At 48.4% G+C, this 25,026-nt stretch carries 20 protein-coding genes; 7 read left to right on the top strand and 13 right to left on the bottom strand.

Annotated features, from left to right (window positions below; genetic code table 11):
• Positions 1-33: 33 nt before the first annotated feature.
• Positions 34-837 (bottom strand): 5'-methylthioadenosine/adenosylhomocysteine nucleosidase, encoded by an 804-nt coding sequence (locus Q369_RS0104310; RefSeq protein WP_031526576.1) that lies wholly within the window; start codon positions 835-837, stop codon positions 34-36.
• A gap of 8 nt (positions 838-845) precedes the next feature.
• Positions 846-2,144, bottom strand: a complete 1,299-nt coding sequence (locus Q369_RS0104305; protein WP_031526575.1) for an NCS2 family permease — start codon at positions 2,142-2,144, stop codon at positions 846-848.
• A 150-nt stretch (positions 2,145-2,294) separates the two neighbouring features.
• On the opposite strand from Q369_RS0104305, the gene Q369_RS0104300 reads away from it, so the two are divergent.
• Complete coding sequence (locus Q369_RS0104300) at positions 2,295-5,060, top strand: DUF6797 domain-containing protein (protein WP_031526574.1); 2,766 nt, start codon at positions 2,295-2,297, stop codon at positions 5,058-5,060.
• Positions 5,061-5,079: 19 nt separating this feature from the next.
• On the opposite strand, the gene Q369_RS0104295 is transcribed toward Q369_RS0104300, so the two are convergent.
• The 3 genes from Q369_RS0104295 to Q369_RS0104285 form a co-directional block, all read right to left on the bottom strand.
• A complete protein-coding gene (locus Q369_RS0104295) occupies positions 5,080-5,583 on the bottom strand; it encodes a PPC domain-containing DNA-binding protein (protein WP_031526573.1) in 504 nt (167 codons plus the stop codon).
• A 100-nt stretch (positions 5,584-5,683) separates the two neighbouring features.
• Complete coding sequence (locus Q369_RS0104290) at positions 5,684-7,264, bottom strand: DUF4394 domain-containing protein (protein WP_031526572.1); 1,581 nt, start codon at positions 7,262-7,264, stop codon at positions 5,684-5,686.
• A 147-nt stretch (positions 7,265-7,411) separates the two neighbouring features.
• Positions 7,412-8,452, bottom strand: coding sequence for an endonuclease/exonuclease/phosphatase family protein (locus Q369_RS0104285; protein ID WP_169739236.1), 1,041 nt, complete (start codon positions 8,450-8,452; stop codon positions 7,412-7,414).
• A 191-nt stretch (positions 8,453-8,643) separates the two neighbouring features.
• On the opposite strand from Q369_RS0104285, the gene Q369_RS0104280 reads away from it, so the two are divergent.
• The 3 genes from Q369_RS0104280 to Q369_RS0104270 are packed head-to-tail and all read left to right on the top strand — an operon-like array spanning position 8,644 to position 11,965.
• A complete protein-coding gene (locus Q369_RS0104280; RefSeq protein ID WP_031526570.1) occupies positions 8,644-9,819 on the top strand; it encodes a glycosyltransferase family 4 protein in 1,176 nt (391 codons plus the stop codon).
• Positions 9,809-10,795: a lysylphosphatidylglycerol synthase transmembrane domain-containing protein gene (locus tag Q369_RS0104275; protein ID WP_031526569.1), complete on the top strand. Its 987-nt coding sequence runs from the start codon at positions 9,809-9,811 to the stop codon at positions 10,793-10,795. Before Q369_RS0104280 ends, Q369_RS0104275 begins: the two co-directional genes overlap by 11 nt.
• A 3-nt stretch (positions 10,796-10,798) precedes the next feature.
• Complete coding sequence (locus Q369_RS0104270; protein WP_035332979.1) at positions 10,799-11,965, top strand: glycosyltransferase family 4 protein; 1,167 nt, start codon at positions 10,799-10,801, stop codon at positions 11,963-11,965.
• Between the two features lie 3 nt (positions 11,966-11,968).
• Here Q369_RS0104270 and Q369_RS0104265 read toward each other — a convergent pair whose 3' ends face one another.
• The 5 genes from Q369_RS0104265 to Q369_RS0104245 all read right to left on the bottom strand — a co-directional run bounded on the left by Q369_RS0104265 (position 11,969) and on the right by Q369_RS0104245 (position 15,703).
• Positions 11,969-12,751, bottom strand: coding sequence for a cupin domain-containing protein (locus Q369_RS0104265; RefSeq protein WP_031526567.1), 783 nt, complete (start codon positions 12,749-12,751; stop codon positions 11,969-11,971).
• Between the two features lie 122 nt (positions 12,752-12,873).
• Positions 12,874-13,632: a LytR/AlgR family response regulator transcription factor gene (locus tag Q369_RS0104260; RefSeq protein ID WP_031526566.1), complete on the bottom strand. Its 759-nt coding sequence runs from the start codon at positions 13,630-13,632 to the stop codon at positions 12,874-12,876.
• Positions 13,629-14,711 carry a sensor histidine kinase gene (locus Q369_RS0104255; RefSeq protein ID WP_031526565.1) on the bottom strand — a complete coding sequence of 361 codons (1,083 nt, stop codon included), beginning with the start codon at positions 14,709-14,711 and terminating at the stop codon, positions 13,629-13,631. The genes Q369_RS0104260 and Q369_RS0104255 overlap by 4 nt, the downstream gene beginning before the upstream one ends.
• Positions 14,712-14,720: 9 nt before the next feature.
• Positions 14,721-15,191 carry a helix-turn-helix transcriptional regulator gene (locus Q369_RS0104250; protein ID WP_031526564.1) on the bottom strand — a complete coding sequence of 157 codons (471 nt, stop codon included), beginning with the start codon at positions 15,189-15,191 and terminating at the stop codon, positions 14,721-14,723.
• A gap of 5 nt (positions 15,192-15,196) precedes the next feature.
• Positions 15,197-15,703: a hypothetical protein gene (locus Q369_RS0104245; protein ID WP_031526563.1), complete on the bottom strand. Its 507-nt coding sequence runs from the start codon at positions 15,701-15,703 to the stop codon at positions 15,197-15,199.
• 226 nt (positions 15,704-15,929) lie between these two features.
• On the opposite strand from Q369_RS0104245, the gene Q369_RS0104240 reads away from it, so the two are divergent.
• The 3 genes from Q369_RS0104240 (at position 15,930) to Q369_RS0104230 (ending at position 19,093) form a co-directional block, all read left to right on the top strand.
• On the top strand, positions 15,930-16,964 hold the full coding sequence (locus Q369_RS0104240) for an LLM class flavin-dependent oxidoreductase (RefSeq protein ID WP_031526562.1): 1,035 nt from the start codon (positions 15,930-15,932) through the stop codon (positions 16,962-16,964).
• Between the two features lie 109 nt (positions 16,965-17,073).
• On the top strand, positions 17,074-18,528 hold the full coding sequence (locus Q369_RS28205; protein WP_051663911.1) for a TlpA family protein disulfide reductase: 1,455 nt from the start codon (positions 17,074-17,076) through the stop codon (positions 18,526-18,528).
• 142 nt (positions 18,529-18,670) lie between these two features.
• Positions 18,671-19,093, top strand: a complete 423-nt coding sequence (locus Q369_RS0104230; RefSeq protein ID WP_157488034.1) for a hypothetical protein — start codon at positions 18,671-18,673, stop codon at positions 19,091-19,093.
• Between the two features lie 28 nt (positions 19,094-19,121).
• Here Q369_RS0104230 and Q369_RS0104225 read toward each other — a convergent pair whose 3' ends face one another.
• The 3 genes from Q369_RS0104225 to Q369_RS0104215 all read right to left on the bottom strand — a co-directional run bounded on the left by Q369_RS0104225 (position 19,122) and on the right by Q369_RS0104215 (position 24,971).
• Positions 19,122-20,261: a hypothetical protein gene (locus Q369_RS0104225; RefSeq protein WP_031526559.1), complete on the bottom strand. Its 1,140-nt coding sequence runs from the start codon at positions 20,259-20,261 to the stop codon at positions 19,122-19,124.
• A 96-nt stretch (positions 20,262-20,357) separates the two neighbouring features.
• Entirely contained in the window at positions 20,358-21,701 is a 1,344-nt protein-coding gene (locus Q369_RS0104220) for an alkaline phosphatase family protein (protein ID WP_031526558.1), read from the bottom strand.
• A gap of 114 nt (positions 21,702-21,815) precedes the next feature.
• Complete coding sequence (locus Q369_RS0104215) at positions 21,816-24,971, bottom strand: TonB-dependent receptor (RefSeq protein WP_031526557.1); 3,156 nt, start codon at positions 24,969-24,971, stop codon at positions 21,816-21,818.
• Positions 24,972-25,026 lie beyond the last annotated feature (55 nt).

Genomic DNA, 25,026 nt, shown 5'->3' with positions numbered 1-25,026 from the left:
GACGAAATCCCTGTTTCAAAGCAGGGATTTTTTTTATTTCCCGCCCACAACCGCCATAACCAATGTAGCCGCATTAGTGGCAGCAATATCATAAAAATTGCCCATATCATCCTTCGCATTTTCATTGGCATTGTCGCTCATGCTCCTGATGATCAGAAAAGGTACGCTTTGCTGATAGCAGGTTTGTGCAACTGCCGCGCCTTCCATTTCGGTAGCGGCTGCCTTTAAGTCTTTCAGCAGCCGGTCGGTTATTTTTTTGGAAGAAACAAAAACGTCACCTGTAACGATCACGCCCTGTTTTACGGCTGGAAGCCTGTTTCCGGATTTCCGCTGAATCTGCTGAAAAGTCAATCCTTTTGAAACCTCTGTCGCCGTGGCGATCAATGCGGGGTCACATTTGAAAGTGACAGGATTGGCCACGTTTGTCAACGGGTTTTTGGTAGCCCAATATTCCATTGCATCATCTTTCACCGCTCCAAAATCGTGGTAGGTAATGTCGGTGCCGATCACGATATCGCCTGGCCTGAGTGCCGGATCAACCGCGCCTGCTATTCCCGAAAAAATAACCTGTTTCGGATTGAAATGTTCGAGCATTAAAGTGGTTGTAATCGCCGCATTGACCTTCCCCACGCCGGTTTGTGCAAGTACTACATTCTTTCCGCGCAGCTGTCCGGTAATAAACCTGGCCGACCGGATCACTGTGTCTTTCGCATTCACCAGGTTTGCGCGTAAATGCACCAGTTCAGGTGGGAAAGCACCCAGTATGCCGATCGTTTCCTGGGCATTCACATGGATTTGAAACAAACAAAAAACAAAGAGCAGCAAAGATTTTTTCATGAAAACAATTAAAGTAGTAAAGCAAGAAATGCGAATAAATCAATGATAATGAGGCCGACGCTGATTTCTTTCCATCGCCCCGTCGCAATATGTAGTACAGTCCAGCTCAGAAATCCCCAGACAATCCCCTGTGTAATAGAATAGGTAAATGGAATAAGTACCATCGCCAGAAAAGCAGGAAAAGCTTCGTGCAGCTGGGACCAATTGATCTTAACCACAGGTTTCATCATAAAAACGCCCACCAGTACCAGCGCCGGGGAGGTGGCTATGGCAGGTACCGCGCTCAGTAATGGAGACAGGAACAGGAACGGGAGGAACAGCAATGCACCGGCAATTGCTGTCAGGCCCGTTTTGCCGCCCTGCTCGATGCCCACAGCCGATTCAATGTAAGCGGTACCGGGGCTGCTGCCGGTAAGTCCGGCCAGGGTTGTGGAAAACGCATCCACGATCAGCGAGCGGCGAATATTGCGCGGCTCTCCGTTCTCGTCGAGCAGCTCGGAAGCTTCCGCCAGGCCGACAAACGTGGACAGGCTGTCGAACATATCTGTAAATACAAATGCGAGGATTACAGGAGCAAGGCTCCATTTGAGTGAGTTAATGAGATCTAGGCGGAAAAGCAAACTGAAATCCGGTGGCGACACGATACCGGAAATTGTAACGAGCGGCTCAGTCCCGCCCCACCAGCGACCGATCGGCCAGGCCAGTAAGCTGGTGAGCACAATGCCGATCAGGATACTGCCTTTTACATGGCGGATCAGCAGGATAACCGTGATCAGCAAGCCGGCAATGAAAGTCAGCGTGGCGGAATTCAGGCTACCGATGCTGATCATCGTGGCCGGATTGGCAACAATGAATTTTGCATTGGCAAAGCCGATCAACGTAATAAACAAACCTATCCCGGAGGCGATTGCATAGCGCAGCGGTTTCGGGATTGCTTTGACAATGTAGGAGCGGATATTGAAAACCGAAAGCAGTAAAAAGAAAATCCCCGACCAGAAAACGGTACCTAATGCAACTTCCCAGGACAGCTTGTAAGTAAACACCGCCGTGAATGTGAAAAACGCATTCAATCCCATTCCGGGCGCAACCAGGATCGGGTTATTGGCATAAAACCCCATCATCATGCTGCTGAAAAACGAAACCAGGATGGTGGCAGTCAGTACAGCCGAAAACGGCATCCCGGTCTGACTTAATATGGAAGGATTTACAACAATAATATAGGCGGTGGCCAGAAATGAGGATACGCCGGCCAGTATCTCGGTGGAGAAGGAAGTTTGTTCCCTTTGAAGACTGGATTGTGAAAACATAAGGTGGTGTTTAGTTCAAATATATAGATTTAATCGGATCGGCAGGTTTCAGGGTAGTTTGTTTTGAACTCGTCGCTTAAAATAACCCTGAGCTTCAAGTAACTTTCAAATCCCTGGCTGCTTTTGGGACATATTCTTATTCAAACAATAATGTTCAAATCCTATAAATTCCGGATCAATAAGTGGAGTGTTGCTTCCGGGCTGCTGCTGCTGAGCGCTTCGTTGCTGATCACCGGCCATACCAACTGGCAAAACCTGTCTGGCCGGCCTGATTCGCTTCAACTTAACCCCTTTGTGGAGCCCGGTTTTCCATACATTTCCACGTCCGTCGATGCCCGCAAAATGGGGCCTTCTTTTCCGGCAGACAATGAAGCTGCGCGGACTCTTGCATTGCAGCTGGGCGACAGCGCTTATGTTTGCTTTGATACCGACTTGCTGCGCTGGTCTGTGGCGTGGACAGGTAAGTTTTTACCAATGGTTTTGATGGCGCAGATTTCCTACAATGATTTTTTTAATAAAAACAACAAGATCAGCAAGGTCACCGGCGCACCCCAGATTGCGACCGGGCTTTATGCGGGCTGGTCGGCTTCGGGGCCGTCTTTTCGTGAAAAAGAAAATGCGCAGCCTACGTGGAAGGCGCTCCCGGCGTCAAAAGGCCGGTGGGGAGGTGTGTATGTTTTTGGTAAAAAGGCAGTATTGAGCTACACTGTCGGCAATGCGTCAATTTACGAGCTGCCAGCGAGTGCCAGGTTTGAAGGCGGCACCGCATTCACGCGGACGTTCCAGGTGAGTAATGCAGACAAAGATCTCTACCTGACTCTCGCCGAAGTGCCAGGTGCGGCGGGTGTTCAGAAGAAAGGGAACATTACCTATCTGTTTAACAGCGCGGCCAAAGATACTGTGACGGCTGTGGCGATTATGGGAAAAGGGAAGTCTGACTGGGCGGCAGCGGCCATTGAAAACAGGTACCTGAATGTAAAAGTACCGGCGGGTGCGAAACAGGGCGAGGTGAGTATCGCCATCTGGAAAGGTCCGGCGTCGAAAATAGGCGCATTTGAAAAGTTCTGTAAAACCAAACCTGCTGCAATGCCCGACTTCAAAACGGGCGGGCCTGCATTGTGGCCGCAGGTGGTAACTACCCGCGGTAAGCTGGCGCCGGACACAGCCGCATTCGTGACCGACCAGCTTACATTGCCATTGACAAACCCCTGGAAACGCAATGTCCGCGTTGCAGATATCGCATTTTTTAAAGACGGGCGCGCGGCAGTGGTAACTTTTGAAGGCGACGTGTGGACCGTCGAGGGAATTGACAAGCCTTTGCAAAATATCAAATGGCGGCGCTTTGCCTCCGGTTTCCACGAGCCGATGAGCATCGAAGTGGTGCGGGATTCCATTTACGTTTTCGGGCGGGAAGGAATTGTGAAGCTGCTCGATCTTAACAAAGACGGGAATGCGGATTTTTATGAGAACTTTTCAAATGTGATGTCCCAATCGGCCGAGTCGCGTGAGTGGGCGGCGGATATGGTTTATGCGCCAGACGGAAGTTTTTACATTGCCAAAGGAGGCAGTCTCAGCAACGGGCCGGGGATGACAGCGGTAACCGGGAAAGGTTTCCGCGCGGGTTCAGACCAGAATGGGACGATCCTGAAAATCTCACCTGACGGACGAAATGCAGAAGTGATCGCTACCGGCTTGCGGGGGCCTTATCTTGGTTTCCATCCTGAAAATGGTACGCTAACCGCCACAGACCAGCAAGGTAACTTTGTTCCGTCGTCGCCTATTTATCTCGTAAAAAAGGGAGATTATTTTGGCGTACAGCCCACCATGCACCGGACAGATAATCCGCAGATCACGCCGCCCCTTACCTGGATTCCTCACAGTGTCGACAGATCGAGCCTTGGACAGGCGTGGATTACTGGCAAGAAAATGGGCCCGCTGAACGGGAGTCTGATCCACTTCTCATTTGGCCAGCCCGGACTTTTCCGCGTTCTGATCGACAGCGCTTCGAAGGTAATCCAGGGCGGGGTTTCGTTTATCAATGCGAATTATCCGGCACCTACCTCGAAGGGCGCCATGAACCCAGCCGACGAGCAGCTTTATGTGACGGGGTTCAATTTGTGGGGTTCCAGCTCCACCGGGATCAGCTCCCTGTTGCGGCTGCGGTACACAGGCAAGCCGAGCTATCTGCCCAATCATTTTCGCGCAGGTACCCAGGGTATTGTCATCGGGTTTGATTCACCGCTTGAAGCGGCGGCTGCTACCAATGCAGGTAACTACGAGATCAAAAGATACAACTACCAGCGGACCGAAGAATACGGCTCAGGCCACTTCAAGCTGGACGGCAGTGTAGGCGAGGAAACCATGTCAGTGGCGGGCGCCTATCTTTCCCCGGATAAAAAGCACATTCTGCTGCTCGTTCCCGGCATGACCGATGTAATGCAAATGGAAGTTGGCTATAAGCTGCTTGCGGCCGACGGCCGAAAATTGAATGATCATTTCTATTTCACTTTAAACCACACCAGCGATGTAGATTTTAAAAAATACGGCTTCGCGAATGTAGATCTGGCTTTGTTAACAACCCAAAAAGCAGTCGCGGAACCTGTGAAAGCAGAAGTGGCGTCGGCTGAAAAGGGTAGGGAGGTTTTTCAGAAAATGGCTTGTGCGGGCTGCCACTCGGAAGGTTTGCGGACTGACGGAATGTACGGGCCGCCGTTTCAGAATCTGTACAAATCAGAAAGGGTTTTTGACGATGGGAGCAAGGTAATTGCAGACGAAAAATACATTCGTGAATCCATTCTCACTCCTTCAAAGCGCATTGTGAAAGGATATAATGAAGAAATGCCGTCGTTTGTTGGCGTGCTTTCGGATACGGATATTGAGTCCGTGATCCTGTATATTAAGTCGTTGAAGAAATAGACAATACCACCGACCGGCGTCAGTGTTTCAGATTGAGTACATTGGCGCCCGGAGGTTCCTCCATTAATCGCTGCAACTGTTTGTCGTGGACTGTGATCATGATCTCTACCGAGCCCGTGCTCACAGTCGCCGCGAGCAAGTGTCCGCCATAAGCTTTGAAATCCTTGCCCGTGACCACGCCGTGGCAATGCAGCGAAGGTTTGTTATCCTGCCAGGCAATGGAACCCTGCATGGAAGCCAGCTCCACGTTCTTAAATTCTTTGGGATCGTATTCTTTGGTTTTAAAGTTGAAGAAGCCAAAGCGCGCATCTACAAAACCCATTGCAGTGAAGTTTGCTGCCGGGATCTGCTCTTTCGAAGCGAGGCGCTCTATTTCAGCAAAAACATCTTCACCCTGCCTCAGTACCATCAGAAATCCTGCTGGTACTTTGATGTATTTCGGGATGCTGTCTGTTTTGCTTTGGCCAAAAAGTGGTGCGGTCGACAGGAGCAAGGCAATAGGCAGAATGCGTAAAAAGTTCATAGTTGCTGGTTTCGGTTTTTTACCAAAACGAAATAACTATGCCGGATAAAAAAACAGGCGGCCCGAATGCCCAGGCCGCCTGTTTTTACAAAACCGAAATTTACAAACCAAAACCTGTCGCAAGTCCGATAACCGGATTGCTGAATGCGTATTTCATTTGCGTAGCGCCGGTTGCAGGGTTTACGGTGTAAAAGCTTGTGGTGCCTCCCACTGTGAAAATGGCATATCCCATTCCGGTAAAGTTGCCGATGTCAAATCCAATGCTTGAACCAGCGTCAATGCCGAGTGATTTTCCGTCGGCCAGTATCCCGTCATTTGGAGGCGTTTGTTTGTAGATCATATCTTTTTGGCTGTCAATGTCAAAAAGCGTAGTGCCAGCAGCGGCAGTCACGCCAGGGTAGCTGTTGGTGTATGCCACAGCGGTAACAAATGGAGTAACATTATCCAGCTTCAATGCGCCGTCTACGATCGTCACGCCATTATCCACATTGATACGCAGGTTTTGTCCATTGTCGCTCACGACACGAAGCCTGTCCGCAACAGGATTGAAATCCACGCCGAACTGCGTTCCGCTCAACATAATAGGATTATTGCTCGCGTCTTTAAGCATTGCCAGCTCGGTAGCAGCGCCACTTCCAAGGTCGATTCCGTAAAGCTTGCTGTTGCCGCCCAGCGCATAAAGTCTTCCATTCATCGGACGGATATCGATTCCCTGCAGCATAACTCCGTTTAAGCCGGAAATCGCTTTCGTACCGTATTCGCTTCCGTTTATAGGATTGAAAATTTTGAGGTTGTTCGATGCATCGAGTGCGTAGGCAACAGGCATTGCCGGAATGGCGATACCCACAATATTTACATTCGCTGGCAGATCACCTAACTTTTGCAGTTTGCCGGTGTTCAAGTCCACATAATCCAGCTCCCATTTATTATCAAATTTCACGGAAGCAATCGGATAACGGTCTGCTTCGGCCATATCAGGTGATATATCAAAACCACCTACTTCGCTGATGTCCAACCCAAGCGGCCCCACCGGCACCAATGTACCCGGGTTTGGCGGGTTTTGAATGTAAAGCATATTAGCCTCTGCATCAATGTCGTACAGGGTAGTGCCCGCGCCTCCAGGTGCTGCCGTTACGCCGGCCCTGCTGTTAGTGTAGGCTACTGCGCCTACTTTCGGGCTGCCCGGGTTCAATGGAGAGTCGCCGGCAAGTATTGCGCCGGTTTCGGGGTTTAAACGCAGGTTCTGACCTGTATTGGTAACAACACGGATTTTGTCAACAGTTGGATTAAAATCAAAGCCAATGCTCGATCCGCTTAATGCAGTTGCAAGTGTATCAACAATCGTGGCCTTACCCTCCTGGTCTCCCGTTTTTACATTCACATGGTACAAAACGCTGGACGTACCGATCGCATAAAGCTGGCCTGTAGCAGGACGGAAGTCGATACCCGCCAGTTTATCTCCGCTTGCAAGACCGGTTACACTGAATGAGCGCAATGGGGAAGCGGTATTTCTGACATTGATCTCGTGCAGCTGGTTGTTGTCTGATAATGCGTAAAAAATCCTGTCTGGCAGCGCTTGTTCCGTCGGTGGAACGCGGTGATCCTCGCAGGATGAAAGAATAAGGAGACTGAGGGAAGCAGCGGCGATCGCCCGCCGGGATGAATTGTTGAGAATCTTCATAAGCTGTTGGAGTAAGATGAAAACAGTTTTAAAATCATCTACGACGCAGCTTCGGTAATGGATTAATCAAAACAAAATAAATTTAATTTGCTTTTAATCCCATTTTAATGTCTTGGTTTATAGCTATATAATGTGCTGAGAAGCAGCTCAGCGAACCTGCCTTTTTGCATTCGGATTGGCAGCAAAAATAGCAGGCGACTGTGCATTCACGCGCCATGAAAACCGCGCTGTTACCGGGTGATGATCCGAAAGCGGGACTCCTTCGGCCGTAGAAAAGAGGCTTTTCTCAAATTCGTAATCCGTTGTTTCAATTTGAATGGCAGCACTGCTGCGGTAGAGAATCTTGTCTATCGTTTCAGCATCGTTGTCAATGGACAAGATATCTTTGGCCGGAGTGACGGCGAGTGGCTCGGGTAATTTTCCTTCATTTTGACTCTCCACCCACACATCCTGCAACCCAAGTTCTTGTTGCAAAACCGAAATATTATCCAGGTTGTAGCTGTAACGTCCATTCAGGTCGCCCATCAGGATCACTGCATTCCCGGCCGAATTCCGCCGGATATAGTCGGCCAGCTGAGCAATATTCTGGCGGCGGGCTTTTGCTGCTGCTGGGTGGTTGTATGCGTTTGCGTGTACATTGTAAAAATCTATAAATACTGCCCGTGCAATTTCAACCCGGCTGAAAGTAAATCCTTTTGGGGTTAGGCAATCAGCGCCGGTACAATCTTCCCATTTGATCCTTTGTAAATCCCTTACCGGAAATCTGGACAGTGTATTCAAGCCGTCGCCGAATGGTATTTTGCCTTTGCTGATAGTCCGGAAAGGGTGTTTGTTCTCGCTGTACAAAGTCCGGTTATAGTTGAAATCCTCCTGCACGTGCACAATATCGAAATCGTTGAGGCGCGCGCCGATCTCGCGGATACTGGGCGCGCGGTCGGTCGCTGCGCTGGAAATGAGCTGCGGCAAGCCTGCGATGTTGTAGCTGATCACGGAAAAGCTGCCTGAGGAAGAAGTATCTGTGGCTGCTCCCTGAACGTTGTGGAGGTATGGTGTCTCGCGGGTTGTGGTATTTCCCCAAAGTGCAGGCAGGAGGAGCAGGAGCCAGAGCGTGCGTTTTGGCTGGCGGTCTTTCGTCTTGAACTTGATCATTCCGAACGTGTTATTGATCTCCGAAATTAGTCCGAGCATGTGAACAGGATGATTCCGGAATATTACCTTATCATTATTTAATGCGGATATTTCAAGCAAAATGACAGCAGGCCGTTTTTCAGATCCAGTGTTTGAATTATTGGGAACGGAATTTGCGTTGGGAGTTATTGATAACAGCAGGTTCACACACAGGAAACATGCACAAGCTACTTTAGCAGATCATAGCCATCATGAGAAAAGTGAAAGTTGCCTTTTTCGCCGAGATCCTAGTTGCCGATTTTGACGGGGCAGCGCGTACCATGTTCCAGCTTTTCAACCGCATCGATCCCGGGCAGTTTGAATTTCTTTTTATCTGCGCGAGCGGACCGGATCAGGTAAGAGGCTTTGATTGTTTCCGCATTCCCTCGCTGCCAATTCCGTTCAACAGCAACTATGTGATCGGAATGCCCGCAGTAGCTGCTGCGGATACCCGTGCGCGTCTCGATGCATTCAAGCCGGATCTTGTCCACATTGCCACGCCATCTTTTCTCGGGCATTTTGGTTTGAATTATGCGAAAGAAAACCGGCTGCCGGTTACCAGCATTTATCACACACATTTCATCAGCTATATTTCCTATTATTTCAAATACCTGCCGTTTTTGATCAAACCTGTTGAAAACCGCGTCAGGAAATTGCAAAATGAATTTTACGGGAGTTGTGACAAGGTTTACATTCCTTCGACCAGCATCGCGAGGGAGCTGGTGGAAAGTGGAATGTCGGCACACAACATGAAAATCTGGAAAAGGGGAATGGACACGAGCCTTTTTTCCCCCGGCAAAAAAGACGAGAACTACCTTCGCAAGCTGACTGGCAATGATCTTCCTACCGTGCTTTTTGCGAGCAGACTGGTTTGGGAAAAAAACCTCGAAACGCTGATCGATATCTACAATCTGCTGAAAGCCGGGCAGGTTCAATGCAATTTCATCGTTGCCGGCGACGGCGTTGCCCGAAAAGATTGTGAAGCGCGGATGCCCGACGCGATCTTCCCCGGTCAGCTCGATCACGCCGAACTGTCTGTACTGTACGCTTCGGCGACAGTTTTCGTATTCCCGTCCGTATCCGAAACTTTCGGGAATGTGGTATTGGAAGCGATGGCTTCGGGACTGGTGCCGGTAGTGGCCGACGGAGGTGGGAGTCGCGATTTCATCGAAGAAGGCAAAAACGGTTTCAAATGCGCGCCCTACGATGCTTTTTGTTATGTGGAAAAAATCAAAGAAATGATTGAAAACACTGCATTGAGGTCACAACTAAGCAAAAATGCGATCGAATACAGCCAGAGCTATGATTGGGATGAACTCGCCAGGGTTTATTTTAGCGATCTCATTGCTTTGGCCCAACCTACGGAAAAGATCGGATTTGAAGATTAACCCTGCTTACATACGTATTTTCAAAATTGTCCTGGTGCTGAGTATCTCGGTGTTGCTGTTCCAGTTTATCCGGAATACCGACCTCGCCGAAGTAACCAAGGCATTAAAAACGGCCGGCGCAGGGTTTGCGCTGGTGCTGTTGAGCACATTTGTCGCTTACTGGTGCGGGGCTGTGGGCTGGTGGTATTGTCTGGGCGAATCACGGAGCAGGATTTCCCATTTTAGAATCTTTGTAGTCAGGCATATCAGCGAAACAGTCGGAATGTTCAATCCGGCCAGCGTGGCGGGGGGCGATATGTTCAAGGTATTTCTCCTGAAACCCTACGCAATCGATCAGCAAACCGCACTTACTTCCGTCGTTATTTACCGTTTTTTGATGATCCTCAGTCAGCTGGTGCTGCTTGTGGTGGCGATGCTCTGGCTGGTGAGCAGCCAGGATATCGCGCTGATCGCGCCCGTTTATGTCGGGCTTATCATTGTTGCATTGCTGTTGTTTGCTGCCGGTTGTTTTTGGTGGGTAAAAAGGGCGGCGGGGCTGGGGCCGCTGGCTGCTGGCGCGGGAAGGTGGGTAAAGATCAACAGCAAAATTCGCGAGATCCGCATTGAGCTCAACCGTTTTGCAAAAAGCCACCCCAGAGAATTGCTGTTCGCATTTATCGCATTCCTCCTGCACTGGCTCATTGGTTCGGTTGAATTTTACATCATATTAAAGCTGCTCGGATACGATGTGACGCTCATGCACGGGCTTCTGCTCGATATGGGCGTGGTCATCGTGAAGTCTGCCGGCGCATTCGTACCCGGACAGATCGGCGTAGAGGAGCTTGGCAACAAGCTGATGCTGAGTGTGATCGGTATCGCAAGTGCCTCTTTATGGCTTTCGGTATCCGCACTCCGCCGCACGAGGCAGCTTTTCTGGATTTTAATGGGCGCATTGTTTTACGCAGTATTTGCCAGGAACAAACGCATATCCTCTTGATCAATGGAAATCCTCTTCGTCAGTCATAAATATCCACCAGCTGTGGGCGGAATGGAAAAACAGAGCTACGAGCTGATTACCGGAATGGAGCGGTACTGTAAGGTGCATAAACTCGTTTTTGACGGAAATGAAAGTCTCGTCAGCTTTTTTATTTTGCTCAAAAAAAGGATCATTGAAATCTGCGCAAGAAACCCCGGAATCCAGCTTATCCATTTTAACGACGGTCTACTGGCTGCTTTTTGTGTACGGCACGAGGGGTACACTCACCTGAAACGAACAGCTACCCTCCACGGACTTGACGTGGTTTTTCCGAGTGCGATTTACCACAAGCATATTCTGCCCAAGTTCAACAGCTTTGATAAACTTATCGCTGTAAGTAATGCCACTGCAAAGGCGGCTATTTCGCTCGGGATTCGTGAAGAAAAGCTTGCTGTAATTCCGAATGGGGTTGATACACAAATGCCGCTTTACCAAACCAAAATTTCCATTAACGCGCTGCTTGCAGAACACGGGATCAACTATCGCGGACAGCGGATACTGGTTGCATTGGGCCGGCCGGTTAAGCGGAAGGGTATGTCGTGGTTTATCAAAAATGTGGTTCCGCGGCTGCAAGGCGATTTCCTGCTTATCCTGATCGGCGCTTATCAGCCTGAACCAACCAGGACTGAAAAGCTGATTTCGTATTTGCCCCAAAATTTCTCCCGTAAAATCACATTGTTCCTCGGTTTTCCGACTGATAACGCGCCACTTCGTGAAGTACTCCGCGATCCTGAATGCAAAGAAAAAGTACGGCATCTGGGTAAGCTCCCGACTGATCATGTGCAGGCCATTCTCGCTGCCTCAGCCGCTTTTATTATGCCAAATGTTGAAGTTGCGGGTGACATGGAAGGTTTTGGACTGGTTTGTCTGGAAGCTGCAGTTGCCGGAGCTACTGTTTTTGCAGCAGATATCGACGGTATTCCCGACGCTATCCAGGATGGGAAAAACGGTTACCTGCTTCCTTCCGGCAATGCTGCTGCCTGGGCAGAGCGGTTGAATGCAGTGATTCGGTCACGACCAGCTGAACAAAAAGCTAACGCATTCAGGGACTATACCGAGGCGAATTTCAGCTGGGACAAAATGGTGAGGGGCTACCACGATTTATTCCTAACCTGCATGGAACGGCGTTGATTGTCAGTGCGGCCGCAGATAGGGCGAGAGCTCCGTCACATCTACTTTCAGGAGCCTGCTTTTGAAAAGATCTGCTTTGTATTTGAAAATGAAATTGCGAAGCGACATTCCTGTTCTGTTCAGCATGTAAAGGTTAGCTGCTTCTTCTGAAATATTGAACTTGAAAAGCAGCTCCGGTACGCGGATCGTCTTGTTCTGGTTCAGCTCACTCCGCAGATATTCCACAATCCTGTCGGTAAGTACCTGCTCGGTCGACTTCTCTTCTACGCGCTTTGTTTCAAAATTATTTCGTAATAAAATCGTCACAATCAAGTCGATACTGCCCTTGATCAGCCGGATGTGAGAAGAGGGCCGCTGTGTTATTTCAAACGAAATCTGGTTGACAAGATAGTTTACCGTTTCGCTGTCCCTCTCATTCCGGAGCGGTTTTCCAGGGGTAAGCCTGTTGTTATTGCAAAAGTTCTCCGCCTGTTTGTAAGTATCCGCAAAATCGGCGTTCCTCGCTTTTTTGGTGTGGAAATCCGTTGCCAAATAGTTGTCAAAAGCAAATATAAAAATCTCGGTTCTTTTGTTTTCTTCGAAAACAGGCTGTTGTCCGGGTTTCAATGCAATTAGTCCGGCTGGTGAATAGGAATAAATGTTGCCGTCAAGAACAAACTGTCCTTCGCCGGAAAGCACGTAAATGATGCGATAATGCAAAAGGTCTTCGGGAGTACTTTCCCAGCAATTGGTTTTACATTGAAGCAAATTGAATTTTTTGTGCGCACTGAACTTCACCACTGACATCAGAAAAAGGATTTGTTTAAACCCAATCTTCAAAAACAATTACTCTTTTGAAATTATAATTGCGGGAAGGCAGGGTTTGCGGACTTAAAGGCGGGGTTTCCCGTGCAGAAGCGGCAGCAATATCAGCGGCCAAGCCAGGTTTTGAAGTCGGTAATGCGTTCGGAACTGACGAAAACCTCCTGCGACGTGGCGGGATCCAGGTCAAGTTTGAGCTTGCCGGCCGAGATCGCGTGCATGTTCCGGATCGCATTGATCGAAATCAGCAGCGTCCTGTTAATCCGGAAAAAATCGGCGGGGTTCAGCAATTGGGACAATCTTTCGAGGCTATATTCGACCGCAAAATGCCGACCGTCGAAAAGCCGCAGAAAAGTAGCGCGTTCCTCGATGATGAAATAGGCGATCTCCGAAGTCCTGAATGTAAAAATGCGCGAACCGGCCGTTGCCAGGAAGCGGTCTTTATACTTTTCGCTCAGCAAGCTTGCCGGACTCGTTTCGTGATCAGCTTTCTCCTGTTGCAATGCATGCAGCTTTCTGAATTTCAGCAGGGAAGCCTGTAAGTCGAGCGGATTGACGGGTTTAAGAAGGTAATCAATGCTGTGTGCTTTGAAAGCTTTTTGCATGTATTTGTCAAACGCGGTTGTAAAAATAATGGGGATCATGAGTTCCAGGGTTTCAATAATCCTGAAACCGTTATCATCTTCCAGGTGAATGTCGAGAAAGATCAGGTCCGGCTGCACATTGGCATCATTCCGGAGATATGCGATGGTTTCAAATACCGAGGGAATAATCGCCAACACGTGAATGGACGGATCAATACCTGCAATGAGCTTTTGCAATCTTTCGGCACTCAACGCTTCATCTTCTACAATCAGCACATTCATGATATCAGCGGGATTCTTACGATAAAGTGGCTTTCGCTTTTTTCAATTACAACGTCCTTGTCCAAAAGCAGCTTGTACCTGTTGATGATATTCTTCAAACCTAACCCGGTAGTAGGTTCGGTCAATTGTCTGAGCTGCAAAGGATTGCTGACAACCAGCATTCCGTCTTCAATCCCGATATTTACCTGTAACGGGCTACTCACGGACATCGTATTATGTTTCACTGCGTTTTCGATCAGGAGCTGCAAGGTAAGCGGGATAATGGAATAGCGGTCGAGGTCTGCCGGGGAGAGGTTGACATCGATGATCACCTTTTCTATAAACCGCGTGCGCAGCAGGTAAGTGTAGGTTTCCAGGAACGCAATTTCCTCTTTCAGACTGATCTGATGCAGCTCGGCTTGTTCCAGAATGTACCGGTAAGCGAGCGACAATTGCTGGATGAATTCACTGGATTTTTCGGGGCGGGATTCCACCAGCGAAGACAGTACACTCAGGTTATTGAATAAAAAGTGCGGACTGATCTGGTTTTTCAATGCAAGGAACTTGGCGCTGGTATTTTCCTTAGCAAGCGTTTCAGAATTGAGTTGAAGTTTGTTCAGTCTTTCCTGCACCTGGTCGCTCACGCAGAGATAATAAGCAGCAATGAGCGACAGGATGATCAGCGCTTCGTTGGCTTTGAGCCTGATCGGCCGCCCGCCTGTCCAGTGCCGTGTTATCGGTAAACGGGGCTTGCTACTCCAGAAGCTGTCCATCAATTGCCAGGCATAAATGAGTATAAAATTGAACAAAACAGCCAAAAGAATTGCGGGCACGAGCGCGATCAGCTGGTTTGAGATTTTGAATTCCCCTGGCTGGCTACCTGTTAGCCCGGCGAGTTTTCGCAGGATCCAGTCAATAAGATAAATCCAGCTGGTAAAGAAAATGGTGCTGATTACGATTTCAATGCAGAAGAGGGGTAGCTTACGGATGATAGTTCCCCAGAGGTCCTCCTGAACGTTTATGTAAGTCCGTAACGGAATGTAAACCAGCGCCAGCGCAAAGCCAAGTAACCATTTCTTGCCAAACAGGGAGCGCAGCATATTGGGGAGTTAGAGTGATTTATCCAGCAAATTACGATAATCGTATTTCTGGTACTCGCTGGATTTTTCTTTCTCCTTATAAATTTCAATCAGCTCGTTCTTTACTTCTACCCGCAGCCAATATTCCGGTTTGGTGTGCGAGAATGTGCTGAGTTTAAGTACAAGGTTTGCATTCAGTTTCCTTTCTCCTGTCAGGTACTTATGAAGATTGCTGTCTTTCATTTCAAACAGCTCAGCAAGTTTCTTCTGACTCACATTTAATGTATTAAGGTACATTTTGACAAAGTCCAGCAGCCGGAGTTTGTCTTCATAATTCTCGTTCTCGATATAATCCTCAATCCGGTACTGTATCGCCAGGAGTTCATTTCTGAGTTTCCGCTCAGCAGATTGCTTCTTTGATTGGCTGACAACAAAATCTTTCAGGCCGACCCTTTTCGTGTCATTCCAGACTTCTTCAGGCAGCACTTCTTTGTTTTTCATAACATTCAGATTAAGTACTTGTTGATCAACTTTTCACCTGCTTCGGGCGAAATAACCATTGTTGTGCTTCCCCATTTTAGTGCCCCGTACTTTTGGGAATAAACAGACATCAGCTTTATCTCGTCAGCTTTATCTTCCTCCATCACGTCAAATGCAAGCCAGCCTTTGAAATGCCCTTTCCCATGAATGAAACTTAGTCTGCAGGAAAACGCGATCAGGCAGCCTGCTACATGATCATACTGTCTGCTCTCACCCTTGTTATGTGGAGCAAGTTCAATGTATGCCATGTAAGGTTCGGTTGCACCCTTCATCTGGAATATCACACAGCCTTCGATAATATCCGGGGAAGTGTCGCAAACAACAACATAAGCTTGATAGCCAGGCTTTTGAGAATGCTTTCTGAAATTAAACCGCCAGCCATCTGTCAAAGAAGGTAACCTGATTCCTTTTGCAGATATGATTCTGGCATCAACAAAATTATTATCAGTTGACCTGACAAGTTTTATATGCATTATCAAGTGTGTGTAAAGGTACAAAATTATACAATATGTATAATTCTTCTGCTGGACTATCTCCAAAGTTGTGCTATTTTTTCTTGTAAAAAAACAAGGTAAGCGGAGTGGCGGCGTGTTCACGACCTTACGCAACCTATTTACAATCAAACATTGAACTTTATACAGCCTGGAACGCCTTTCCTTTATGTAAACTGTTGGACGATTTCAAAAGAGGAACAATATCATGGAAATAGGAATAAGCATGTTCGGGGATCTGGCTTATAATGCGGCTGGGCAAACATTTCAATCATCACAGCAGCGCTTGCGGGATATGCTCGAAGAAATCAAGCTGGCTGACCAGGTTGGGCTCGATGTGTTCGGGATAGGGGAGCATCACCGGCCCGACTTCTCGGTGTCAGCCCCGGAAATTATCCTGGCCGCTGCCGCATCAGTTACCAAGCGAATCAAGCTGACCAGCTCCGTAACGGTACTCAGCTCCAACGATCCCGTGCGTGTTTACCAGAACTTTTCCACCGTCGACCTGCTTTCCCACGGCCGCGCAGAAATTACCGTTGGCAGAGGAAGCTTCATTGAATCGTTCCCGCTTTTTGGCTACGACCTGAATGACTACAATGGGCTGTTCTCTGAAAAACTGGAATTGCTGAAACAGATCAATGAAACGGAAACGATTACCTGGAAAGGTAGGTACCGCGCTCCGCTCGACAAACAGCAGGTGCTGCCGCGGCCTTCCAATGGAAAGCTGGATATCTGGATCGCGGTCGGCGGTACGCCACAGTCGGTTGTTCGCGCCGCGCGGCTCGGGTTCCCATTGATCATTGCGATCATCGGCGGGCAGCCTGCCCAGTTTCATCCTTTTTTCGAATTATATAAAACCGAGTATATCAATGCAGGTCACGATCCCGCCAATATGCAGCTTGCCACCCATTCCCACGGACTGGTAGGGGAGAATGGCGGTGCATTAGCTGACCTGTACTTTCCGAGTTACGCGGCGCAAATGGACCGTGTAGGTAGGAGCCGGGGCTGGTCGCCCTACACGCGCCAGCAGTTTGAAGGCGGCCGCAGCAGCAATGGGGCATTGTTTGTAGGCGACCCGAGCCAGGTTACCGACAAGATTTTGCAACAGCAGGAAATGTTCGGGCTAACTCGCTTCCTGCTCCATACCGACGTAGGCGCGCCCGCCCACGATGTACTGATGAAGTCCATTGAACTGCTTGGCGATAAGGTGGCTCCGGCAGTCAGGAAGGCGCTTCATAAGTAGGTTGGAGGTATAGATGGCGGGTTTGAAAAGTTAAAAATGAGCTGATGCATCAAAAACGCATTCTTGACAGTATTGTCAATGTAACTTGTTGTATCATAATCTTGACGCTATGTTTCTTTGCCTGAAAAACCTGCTGTTTGTCTGCATTGCCGCTTTGTTGTTCGCAGGTTGCGCGAAAAAGGACGACAAGAAAGTCAAAGTCACATTCCGGTTGAATAAAGCCAAAGGGGCCGGCGCAGTTCTGGTTACCTACAATATGCTCAATCTGGACACATTGCTTTTAGGGAAATCTACATTGGACAGCAATGGCTTTGGGATAATAGAAACAACGATCGAAAAGCCCGTTTTCGGCCACGTTTATTTGCAGGACCAATATATCCCACTGTACATCAAAGCAGGTGACGAGATAGTACTTGAAACAGATACCAGCGAGACGGGAGGTGGAATCAAAGTCACCGGCGCCGGCTCTGCGCTTAGTGGGTTTATTCGAAATACTCAGAAAATTGCGCGGAAGTACCAGGATTATAAAGGAAAGGTGATATGGCAAAATGAGCCTGCCGGGTTCGCGTCCAGCTTTAAACTGTATCAAAATGAGTTGAACAAGGAGCTTGAAAAACTGAAAAATGAGGACGGTACAACTCCAGCAGAAGTGGAGTTGATGAAAAAGAAAGTGGAGATGATATTGTACGCGTATCAGCAGCATTACGCGAACAACCATTACAGCTATGACATGGACGATCCCGCTATTCCGGCAGATCTTAAAAAGGTTGTTACGACGTTGCCCGTTGACTCAGTTTTGCTGGACATGAACATGTATGAATACGGCGAAATCCTGTCCGGCTACCTGATTTCCGGTATTCACGGTCCGTTAGGCAAGCTTACTGACAAAATGAACAAGGACTCACTCGATGGACACTGGGTGGAGCTGTCTGATACCTATATTCAAAAATTGACATTGGACCCGTTCTTAAAAAAGCACTTCAGAGCAGCCAATATCAACTATTGGGTGCAAATGGAAGGTTTGTCGCCCGAAATGGCTCAGCTTCGCGAGGATTTATATAAAACGCCGGTTTCGCCTGTTTACAGAAAAACCCTGGACCAAAGCTTTGCCAGGTGGGAGGCGCTTGGCCCGGGTAAGCAAGCGCCCGATTTTGACGGGAAAACACCTGATGGAAAAACGATTTCACTGAGCAGCCTCAAAGGCAAAGTCGTGTACATTGACGTGTGGGCCACCTGGTGCGGACCTTGCCGGGACGAGTTTCCGGCTTCGAAAAAACTCGTGAAGGAGTTTGAAGGGAATGATAAAGTTGTATTCCTGTATGTGTCGGTAGATCAGGATTTGAATGCCTGGAAGAAAATGCTCAAAGGCGGTAGTGTTCCTGCTGGTACGCACATCAATCAGCAGAGTGACGTAGCCGGCTCTCTCTGGGAGAAGTACCACCTCTGGGGTATTCCGCGCTACATTATGGTTGATCAAAATGGGAAAATGCTGGAAGCCCACGCGCCGAGGCCCAGCTCGGGAAAGGCGGCCAGCGCGATCAGAATGCATTTAAAGGAAAGCTGAAAATAGACTCAGTAAGTAGTTGATTTGCGGATTTTCAGAAGAATTAAGGCGCTTTGTTACAGGTGAAAGCCTTGAAACTTTGAAGTCTGGTGGATATATTTGTTCAGACAGTTACCCCTACTGAACGACCTGACGGATGAGAATGGACGCACTCACATATCTGCGTGAAGAAATAAAAACCTATTTCCCCGATTCAAAAGAGCTTCAACTATCAGGCAGCCTCGCTAACCAGCCGCGCTTCAACTTCTATTTCGAAATCACCTGCGGATTACGTTTTTTGCTGTACCTCAACTGGGATGGTGACGGCGATGGATTTACATTGAAATGTCTGGAATTCGTCGAGCCAGGTGTGTTGAAAAAGCTCATCTCTTCCTATCCCGATGCTGGCTCCAAAGTATTCAATATCGGACAGCCCAGGTCTACGATCGGCTTTTTGTATAAAGGCGAAAATAAATTGCAGCCGCTTTTTACCAGTGGATACCTAAATGAACCGCTCGGAATTTCGGACATTACTGTCGGTGAGCTTCTGAACTCCATTGATCCTACCTTCATCGTTCGGGGTTGAATGCCTGTCTTTCCAATCTTCAAATAGGTTACCGCAGTTTGGCCAGCTGCATTTCAATCGTATCGCGGTTCATCACAAAATGCAGCTGCATTGATTTTGCGCTACGTTCGCGCACGGAAATCATCAGCGTGTCCGTTCGCCTGTCTGCCCGGCTCTGATTTGCGTGGATGAGACGGATGTTGTTTTTAAGACTGTCATATTCGTAAGAGCCTGTGAGGCTTTCATCCGGCTTGTAGCGGTAAGGGTTCGGGCTGAATGCGCAGCCGTTCCAGCCAGAGAAGTAAATCTTGTTCCAGGCTTTGGTATCTGTCAGCCAGGCGGTAGCGGGTACGAGCTCGTTATTCCTTCGGAGCGTCTCCACTTTCCACGTCCCTTTAATCACTTTGTCGCTCTTATCGTTTGAAACATAATATTGGATTGTGCCAAAAGCGGCTGCAATGGTCACGAAACGCAATGCATTTTTAAGCAGGCCGGATTTGTCAGATACGCGGGGTAATCTTTCCACCAAATCCCAGAATGCCGTTTTAAGCTTTTGAAAATCGACCAGCAGCAGAAAAGTCAGACTAATCGTATAAATAACAGAATTGAAAAATGCACCCGGAGCAATCTGGTAGAAAGTATTGATTAGAACAATATTGATCATCACCGGCAGCAAAACCATCACTCCGGTCAGTGTGGTACGGCGGAAAAGAAGCAGTACCGAGCCGCCAACCTGAAACAGTCCGAGGATAACCGCCAGCGTGTAGGAATAGCCAAAGTAGTACCAGGTAAGTGAAAATCCGCTTACATCGCCCAGCGGCATATCGAGGGTGAAATCAGGGGATTGGAATTGTGTTTTGAGGATTTTGGCAAAACCGTAAACGGAAATGGAGTAAGCCAGCCAGTAGCGGATCAAGCCTTGCAGAACCGCGTGCCGGATGCCGCTGTTCCCTTTTCCGGCTTTTTCTTTTTCGTGCCAGATCACAGCATAGCAGAGCCCGCCCAAAATGGACACGGTCACGATGCCGATCAGTAATGGATGAAAGTAATGGCCATACTTGTGTAAAAATGAAGCCGGGACAAAGTTCAGTACACTGGTGATAGATGAAAGTACAGCCAGAATGCCGAGGGCGCATTCACAGATTTTCAGGGACAGGGAGGAGCGAGGCTGAGAAAAAGTTTCGGTCATAACGATACAGGAAAGAGCTGGAATCCTGTAAAGCTATGACCGAAAGAGAAAGATTAAAAGCGTATAATTCCCTGTTTTTGAGCAAAGAAGAATTTGCTATTCTTTTACCAGCAAGCCAGGGTATAATGTACCGTCAGCAGTTGGTAAGTCGAGGTTTAGCAATTTGGCGATCAGCGGAGCGATATCCTGCAAACCCATTTCGGGGATTACAGCACCTTGTTTGATCCCTTTTCCAAAAGCTACAAAGCCCGTTTGTATTTCTTTGAAATCGGGGAAAAATCCGTGGGTACCGCCGCTTGCCGCGCGCATGAAGTCGCCGGTAGCTGCGCCGCTGATCGTAATTCCCTGAACCGGGGCAATAGCGAGCGCTGCATTCGGGTCAGAACCCACTGCGTCGAGCGCCGCGCGGTCTTTCACTGCAAACATCGCCTTTTGATTAGCAGGCAGCTGGGCAAGTATCTGTTTTACTTTTTCAAGGGTTTTGGTATCGTTCTTGTCTTTCAAATGCAAAAAGGCCGAACCGCCCGAGCTGTGGAAATAAGCTTTCCAGGCAGCCTTGTTGTTAGGATCGTACAGCCCGACTTTAGCAAGCAGGATATTAGGCGCAATAGCTGTGTGAATGTCCACAAAACCGTGGTCACCTGTGATGATAAACGTGGTCTTGTCCCTGATACCCGCTTTTTCGGTGGCTTCAATGATCGTTTTAATACCCCGGTCAACGCTGGCGAGCGACGCTCTTACCTTGTCGCCGTCGCGACCCTGCTCGTGCTCGAAATGGTCGACAGCCACGAGGTGTACTGCCAGTAAAGACGGTTTGTACTGACGGATCAGGTAGCTGCTGATCCGGGACATATTGTCGTCAATGCTCAGGTAGTCGCCGTCGAAATCAATTTCTTCCAGCTTTCCGGTTGCATTCTGCTGTACTTCTTCGTACAAACCTTTTGGAATTGCATTTTCGGTCAGCGCTTTGATCATGTTGCGCTTGCCGCCTTTTGTTTCAGGCAGGTACCAATATTCCGGGATGTTGTAAGTAGCAGGGCCACCTACTGAAACCGGCCAGAATACCGAAGCAGTTTTCAATCCTTTTTCTTTGGCTACGCTAAAAATGGTAGGCACTTTAATTGTGCTGTAATCCCAGATCCATTTGCCGGTAACTTCCAGCGGCTCCGAAGGCGTGTTGTAATAAACGCCATGCTTGATTGGCTTTACCCCACTGATGATCGTGGTGTGGGAAGGGTAGGTAACAGATGGAAATACGCCGTTAACCCCGTCGGAGTAAGCGCCTGTTTGCATTCCCTGGCGCAGGTTCACCATCGACCAGTTCGGATCTTTATAAAATTCAGGCCGCAGTCCGTCAATGCTGATCAAAACGACGTGAGCGTCCTGAGCGAATGCGTTTAGCGACAATGCGATGCCGAGGAGCGAGAGTAGTTTTTTCATATTGGATTTAAATGGTTGTCACCCTGAGCGGAGTCGAAGGAAGTTTGAGCGACCCTGCCCAAACCCCTTCGACTCCGCTCAGGGTGACAAAGTTGTTTTTAATTAGAATTTGGATCAGAAAGCATAGCGTAAACCAATCTGGATCTGGTAAGGGCTTCCATTCAGGTTGGAAACACCGACTCCGTTGCTCATGCCGTACCCGTATCTTTTAGTAGCCGGGTCGAATGATCTGATGGAGTAGAGGTTTTGCTTACCAAGGTTAGTTCCTGCGCCCCATTCTTTGTTCAGCAGGTTAGCTACGTTGAAAATGTCAACTGACGCTTCTATACCGTGGTTTCTGTAGAAATTGAATTTCTTAGCCAATCTCAAATCAAACACCCCGTAGAAACCATTGATACCACCATTACGCTCAGCGATTTTGCCCATATCTCTCATGATATAATCCTTAATGCTTTGTTCTGCGTCTGGATTATTGAGGATTGCATTGATACCATCACGTACGTTTTGTGGCGTTTCAGGGCTGTTTGGGTCATAGATATACGCCAGGTCGTTTGAAGAAACGAAGTCTCCATTCATGTTACCGCTCACGGCCATTGAGTAGCGCGTTCCGCCGATACCAGAGTAACGCAGGCCGAGTGTTACACCCCAGATACTTGGCGCAGTTCCGTAGAATACTACTTTGTTGCGGAAGTGGTTGTTCGCATAAGTAATGCGGCTCAGATCGCGTGGATCGTCGTTGACCATCAAATCAAGCGTTGCCGTGTTTGCTACGTTACCGTTGTACGAAGTATTGTCCTTTGAATCGTTCCAGGTATACGAGAATGTGATCTGTCCGTCTTTGAAGTAACGGTAAGTACCGTCAATTACGACTGCATACTGGTTCTTTTTACCCTCGCTCACGAGTTCCAACACACGACCTACTTTGGTAGTCTTGCGGCTGTCCAGCCAGTTGGTAGCTCCATTTTTTGCATTGATTTTTTCGGCCGGAACATATACGCCACGGTTAGCCTCTGCTGCAATGCGGAAATATGGATCTTCTACCATGTTGCGGTCAACATACATATAGTTGTTGCGCGCCCATGAGGCATAACCGCTCACACCGATACGCAGACGGTCGCTGAAAAAGTGGTTGTACGAGAAGTTCGTTTTATAAAGCACCGGAATTTTCGCATCGGCATTGTTCATGTTGATGGTGATCAAACGCTCGATACCAGGCGTATTGAACAAATCGGCACCTGGCGCGGTGGCAGGGTTTTCACGGTAACCAGGGAAGTTAGGTTTTGGAACCAATGCACCCTGGATTTCAACTGCTGCCACTTTCGTTCCGTCAAACAACATGTTGTTGATCATCGAATACGGGTTCAGCTGCGAGCCGAAAATACCCGCACCGAAACGGATAATGTCTTTGCTTTGCTCATTTACATCCCACGTAAATTGTACGCGTGGCTGCACTTGCGTTGTGTTGATCTTGTTATCAGTACGCAGGTTCAGCTCGTCAAATACGACCTGGCTGAAATTCGCTTTGTTCAGGTATTGGGTATTGTCCAGACGCAAACCTGCTGTCATTTCAAGACCACGTGCCAGTTTGGTATCCATCTGCGCGTACAAACCTGTTGCCAGAGAGTTTACGATCGAGCTTGGATCATCCCGCAGGTTGATTTCACGGGCGTAACGGTATGGAGTCAGGTTATTGAAGTTTTCAAGACCAGTAAAATAGAAGCGGCCATTCATTTCGCTACCGTAAACTGACTTCATGCGGTTGAACATCACGTCGATACCGAAAGTAAAGTTGATCTTGCCCGTGTTGTAATAAAGGTTGTTGACCGCCTGGTAAACCTGTCCTCTGAACCATTCAGGAGAAAAACGCTGACCACCTATCTGAATGTTGGTGATATAGTTGTTTGTTCCCGAAGTGGAGTTTATGTTTTCAACAATTGCACGTGGAATACCCGCAGATGGAAGCTCTGAGCTCGGGATGACCGCTTCATACTGATACAAATGCTGCACTTTGAATTCGTTCGTGACTTTTGGGCTCACGATCGTGCGAAGCGAAGCCATAATGCTGTTATTGAATCGCTCACGGTCGATGTAGGATTCGTATGCATTAATCGTCGTGTTGTCACCTTCCGACAGCTTGTCGTTTTCTTTAATCAGGTTATTGCGGAGCGTCAGCAGGTTTTTGGAATTTAGCTGCCAGTCAATTCTTGCGAAAATTGCGTCAGTGCCTTTTTTCTTGCCAAATGCACCAAACTGCGGACTATTGGATACGCCGTATTTGGATCTTGCTATGTCAAGGAAGTTGTCCAATGTTTGCTGTGTCACCTTGTTAGCCGCTACATCCGCCTCAGATTGCAGGTTGGCGATAAAAAGCGGACGGGAATCGGCCTGATGGTCCCAGGCTACAAAGAAATGGGCTTTGTCTTTTTTCAATGCACCACCGAGTGACAAACCAAACTGATTTGTCGAGAAGTCCTGCGTTCTTTTATTTCCTCTCAAATCGTAACCACTTGAAAGCCAGTCTGCACGCATGAAGTTGAATATGCTACCAGTCAGTTGGTTTGTACCCGATTTGGTTACAGTACTGATCGTTCCACCACCTGCGCGGCCGAGTGTAACATCGTATTCATTGGTAACCACCTTGAACTCACGGATCGCCTCCATAGAGATCGCGTAGGCACCTCCGGTTTCACCACCGGCGATGGTACTGCGTGAGGTCATACCATCAATGGTATAGTTGGTAGAGGATCCCAGCTGACCGCCAAGGCTGTTACCGTTGCTCAATGGCGAAAGTTCAATCAGCGATGTAAAATTCCGACCGTTTACCGGCAGTTTAGTAATGTCTTTCGCGGTAATAGGGGTGGAAGCTCCAAGGTTGACAACCGTGTTTCTCAACGAGTTGGCTTTAATATCAACGGCCTGCAATTCATTTGCAGCACTTTCCATTGCGAAATTCAGCCTCAGCTGATCTCCCTGGTTAAGTGAGTATCCTGTTTTTCTTTGCTCTCCAAAACCTACAAATGAAACGGTAATGGAGTAGGGAGATCCTAATGGAAGCTGTTTGATGATGTAATCTCCATTCGCATCCGTCACGGTACCAGCCTGGAAGCCGGTTGATTCATTTCTAACAATCACGGTTGCTCCCGGGATTGCGCTCGCCCCTACCTCTGTAACCCGGCCGATGATCGTGGCCTCGTTACCTTGCGCCTGAGCTTTCGGGCTGGAGGTGAGCAGCGCCAGCAGGAGCATACATCCGGTAATTAATCTAATCATTTTTTGTTGGTTTTGGTAAATTAATGGTTGTTTGTCGGAACAATTGTGCACACTT

Source organism: Dyadobacter crusticola DSM 16708 (assembly GCF_000701505.1).
Lineage (GTDB): Bacteria > Bacteroidota > Bacteroidia > Cytophagales > Spirosomataceae > Dyadobacter > Dyadobacter crusticola.
Note: the sequence above shows the minus strand (reverse complement) of the source record. Positions and strands in the feature narration are given on the sequence as shown.

Bases quoted from the DNA above. Each gene is read 5' to 3' on its own strand.
- Q369_RS0104310 (WP_031526576.1), bottom strand. From the start codon at position 837: ATGAAAAAATCTTTGCTGCTCTTTGTTTTTTGTTTGTTTCAAATCCAT.
- Q369_RS0104305 (WP_031526575.1), bottom strand. From the start codon at position 2,144: ATGTTTTCACAATCCAGTCTTCAAAGGGAACAAACTTCCTTCTCCACC.
- Q369_RS0104300 (WP_031526574.1), top strand. From the start codon at position 2,295: ATGTTCAAATCCTATAAATTCCGGATCAATAAGTGGAGTGTTGCTTCC.
- Q369_RS0104295 (WP_031526573.1), bottom strand. From the start codon at position 5,583: ATGAACTTTTTACGCATTCTGCCTATTGCCTTGCTCCTGTCGACCGCA.
- Q369_RS0104290 (WP_031526572.1), bottom strand. From the start codon at position 7,264: ATGAAGATTCTCAACAATTCATCCCGGCGGGCGATCGCCGCTGCTTCC.
- Q369_RS0104285 (WP_169739236.1), bottom strand. From the start codon at position 8,452: ATGCTCGGACTAATTTCGGAGATCAATAACACGTTCGGAATGATCAAG.
- Q369_RS0104280 (WP_031526570.1), top strand. From the start codon at position 8,644: ATGAGAAAAGTGAAAGTTGCCTTTTTCGCCGAGATCCTAGTTGCCGAT.
- Q369_RS0104270 (WP_035332979.1), top strand. From the start codon at position 10,799: ATGGAAATCCTCTTCGTCAGTCATAAATATCCACCAGCTGTGGGCGGA.
- Q369_RS0104265 (WP_031526567.1), bottom strand. From the start codon at position 12,751: ATGTCAGTGGTGAAGTTCAGTGCGCACAAAAAATTCAATTTGCTTCAA.
- Q369_RS0104260 (WP_031526566.1), bottom strand. From the start codon at position 13,632: ATGAATGTGCTGATTGTAGAAGATGAAGCGTTGAGTGCCGAAAGATTG.
- Q369_RS0104255 (WP_031526565.1), bottom strand. From the start codon at position 14,711: ATGCTGCGCTCCCTGTTTGGCAAGAAATGGTTACTTGGCTTTGCGCTG.
- Q369_RS0104250 (WP_031526564.1), bottom strand. From the start codon at position 15,191: ATGAAAAACAAAGAAGTGCTGCCTGAAGAAGTCTGGAATGACACGAAA.
- Q369_RS0104245 (WP_031526563.1), bottom strand. From the start codon at position 15,703: ATGCATATAAAACTTGTCAGGTCAACTGATAATAATTTTGTTGATGCC.
- Q369_RS0104240 (WP_031526562.1), top strand. From the start codon at position 15,930: ATGGAAATAGGAATAAGCATGTTCGGGGATCTGGCTTATAATGCGGCT.
- Q369_RS28205 (WP_051663911.1), top strand. From the start codon at position 17,074: ATGTTTCTTTGCCTGAAAAACCTGCTGTTTGTCTGCATTGCCGCTTTG.
- Q369_RS0104230 (WP_157488034.1), top strand. From the start codon at position 18,671: ATGGACGCACTCACATATCTGCGTGAAGAAATAAAAACCTATTTCCCC.
- Q369_RS0104225 (WP_031526559.1), bottom strand. From the start codon at position 20,261: ATGACCGAAACTTTTTCTCAGCCTCGCTCCTCCCTGTCCCTGAAAATC.
- Q369_RS0104220 (WP_031526558.1), bottom strand. From the start codon at position 21,701: ATGAAAAAACTACTCTCGCTCCTCGGCATCGCATTGTCGCTAAACGCA.
- Q369_RS0104215 (WP_031526557.1), bottom strand. From the start codon at position 24,971: ATGATTAGATTAATTACCGGATGTATGCTCCTGCTGGCGCTGCTCACC.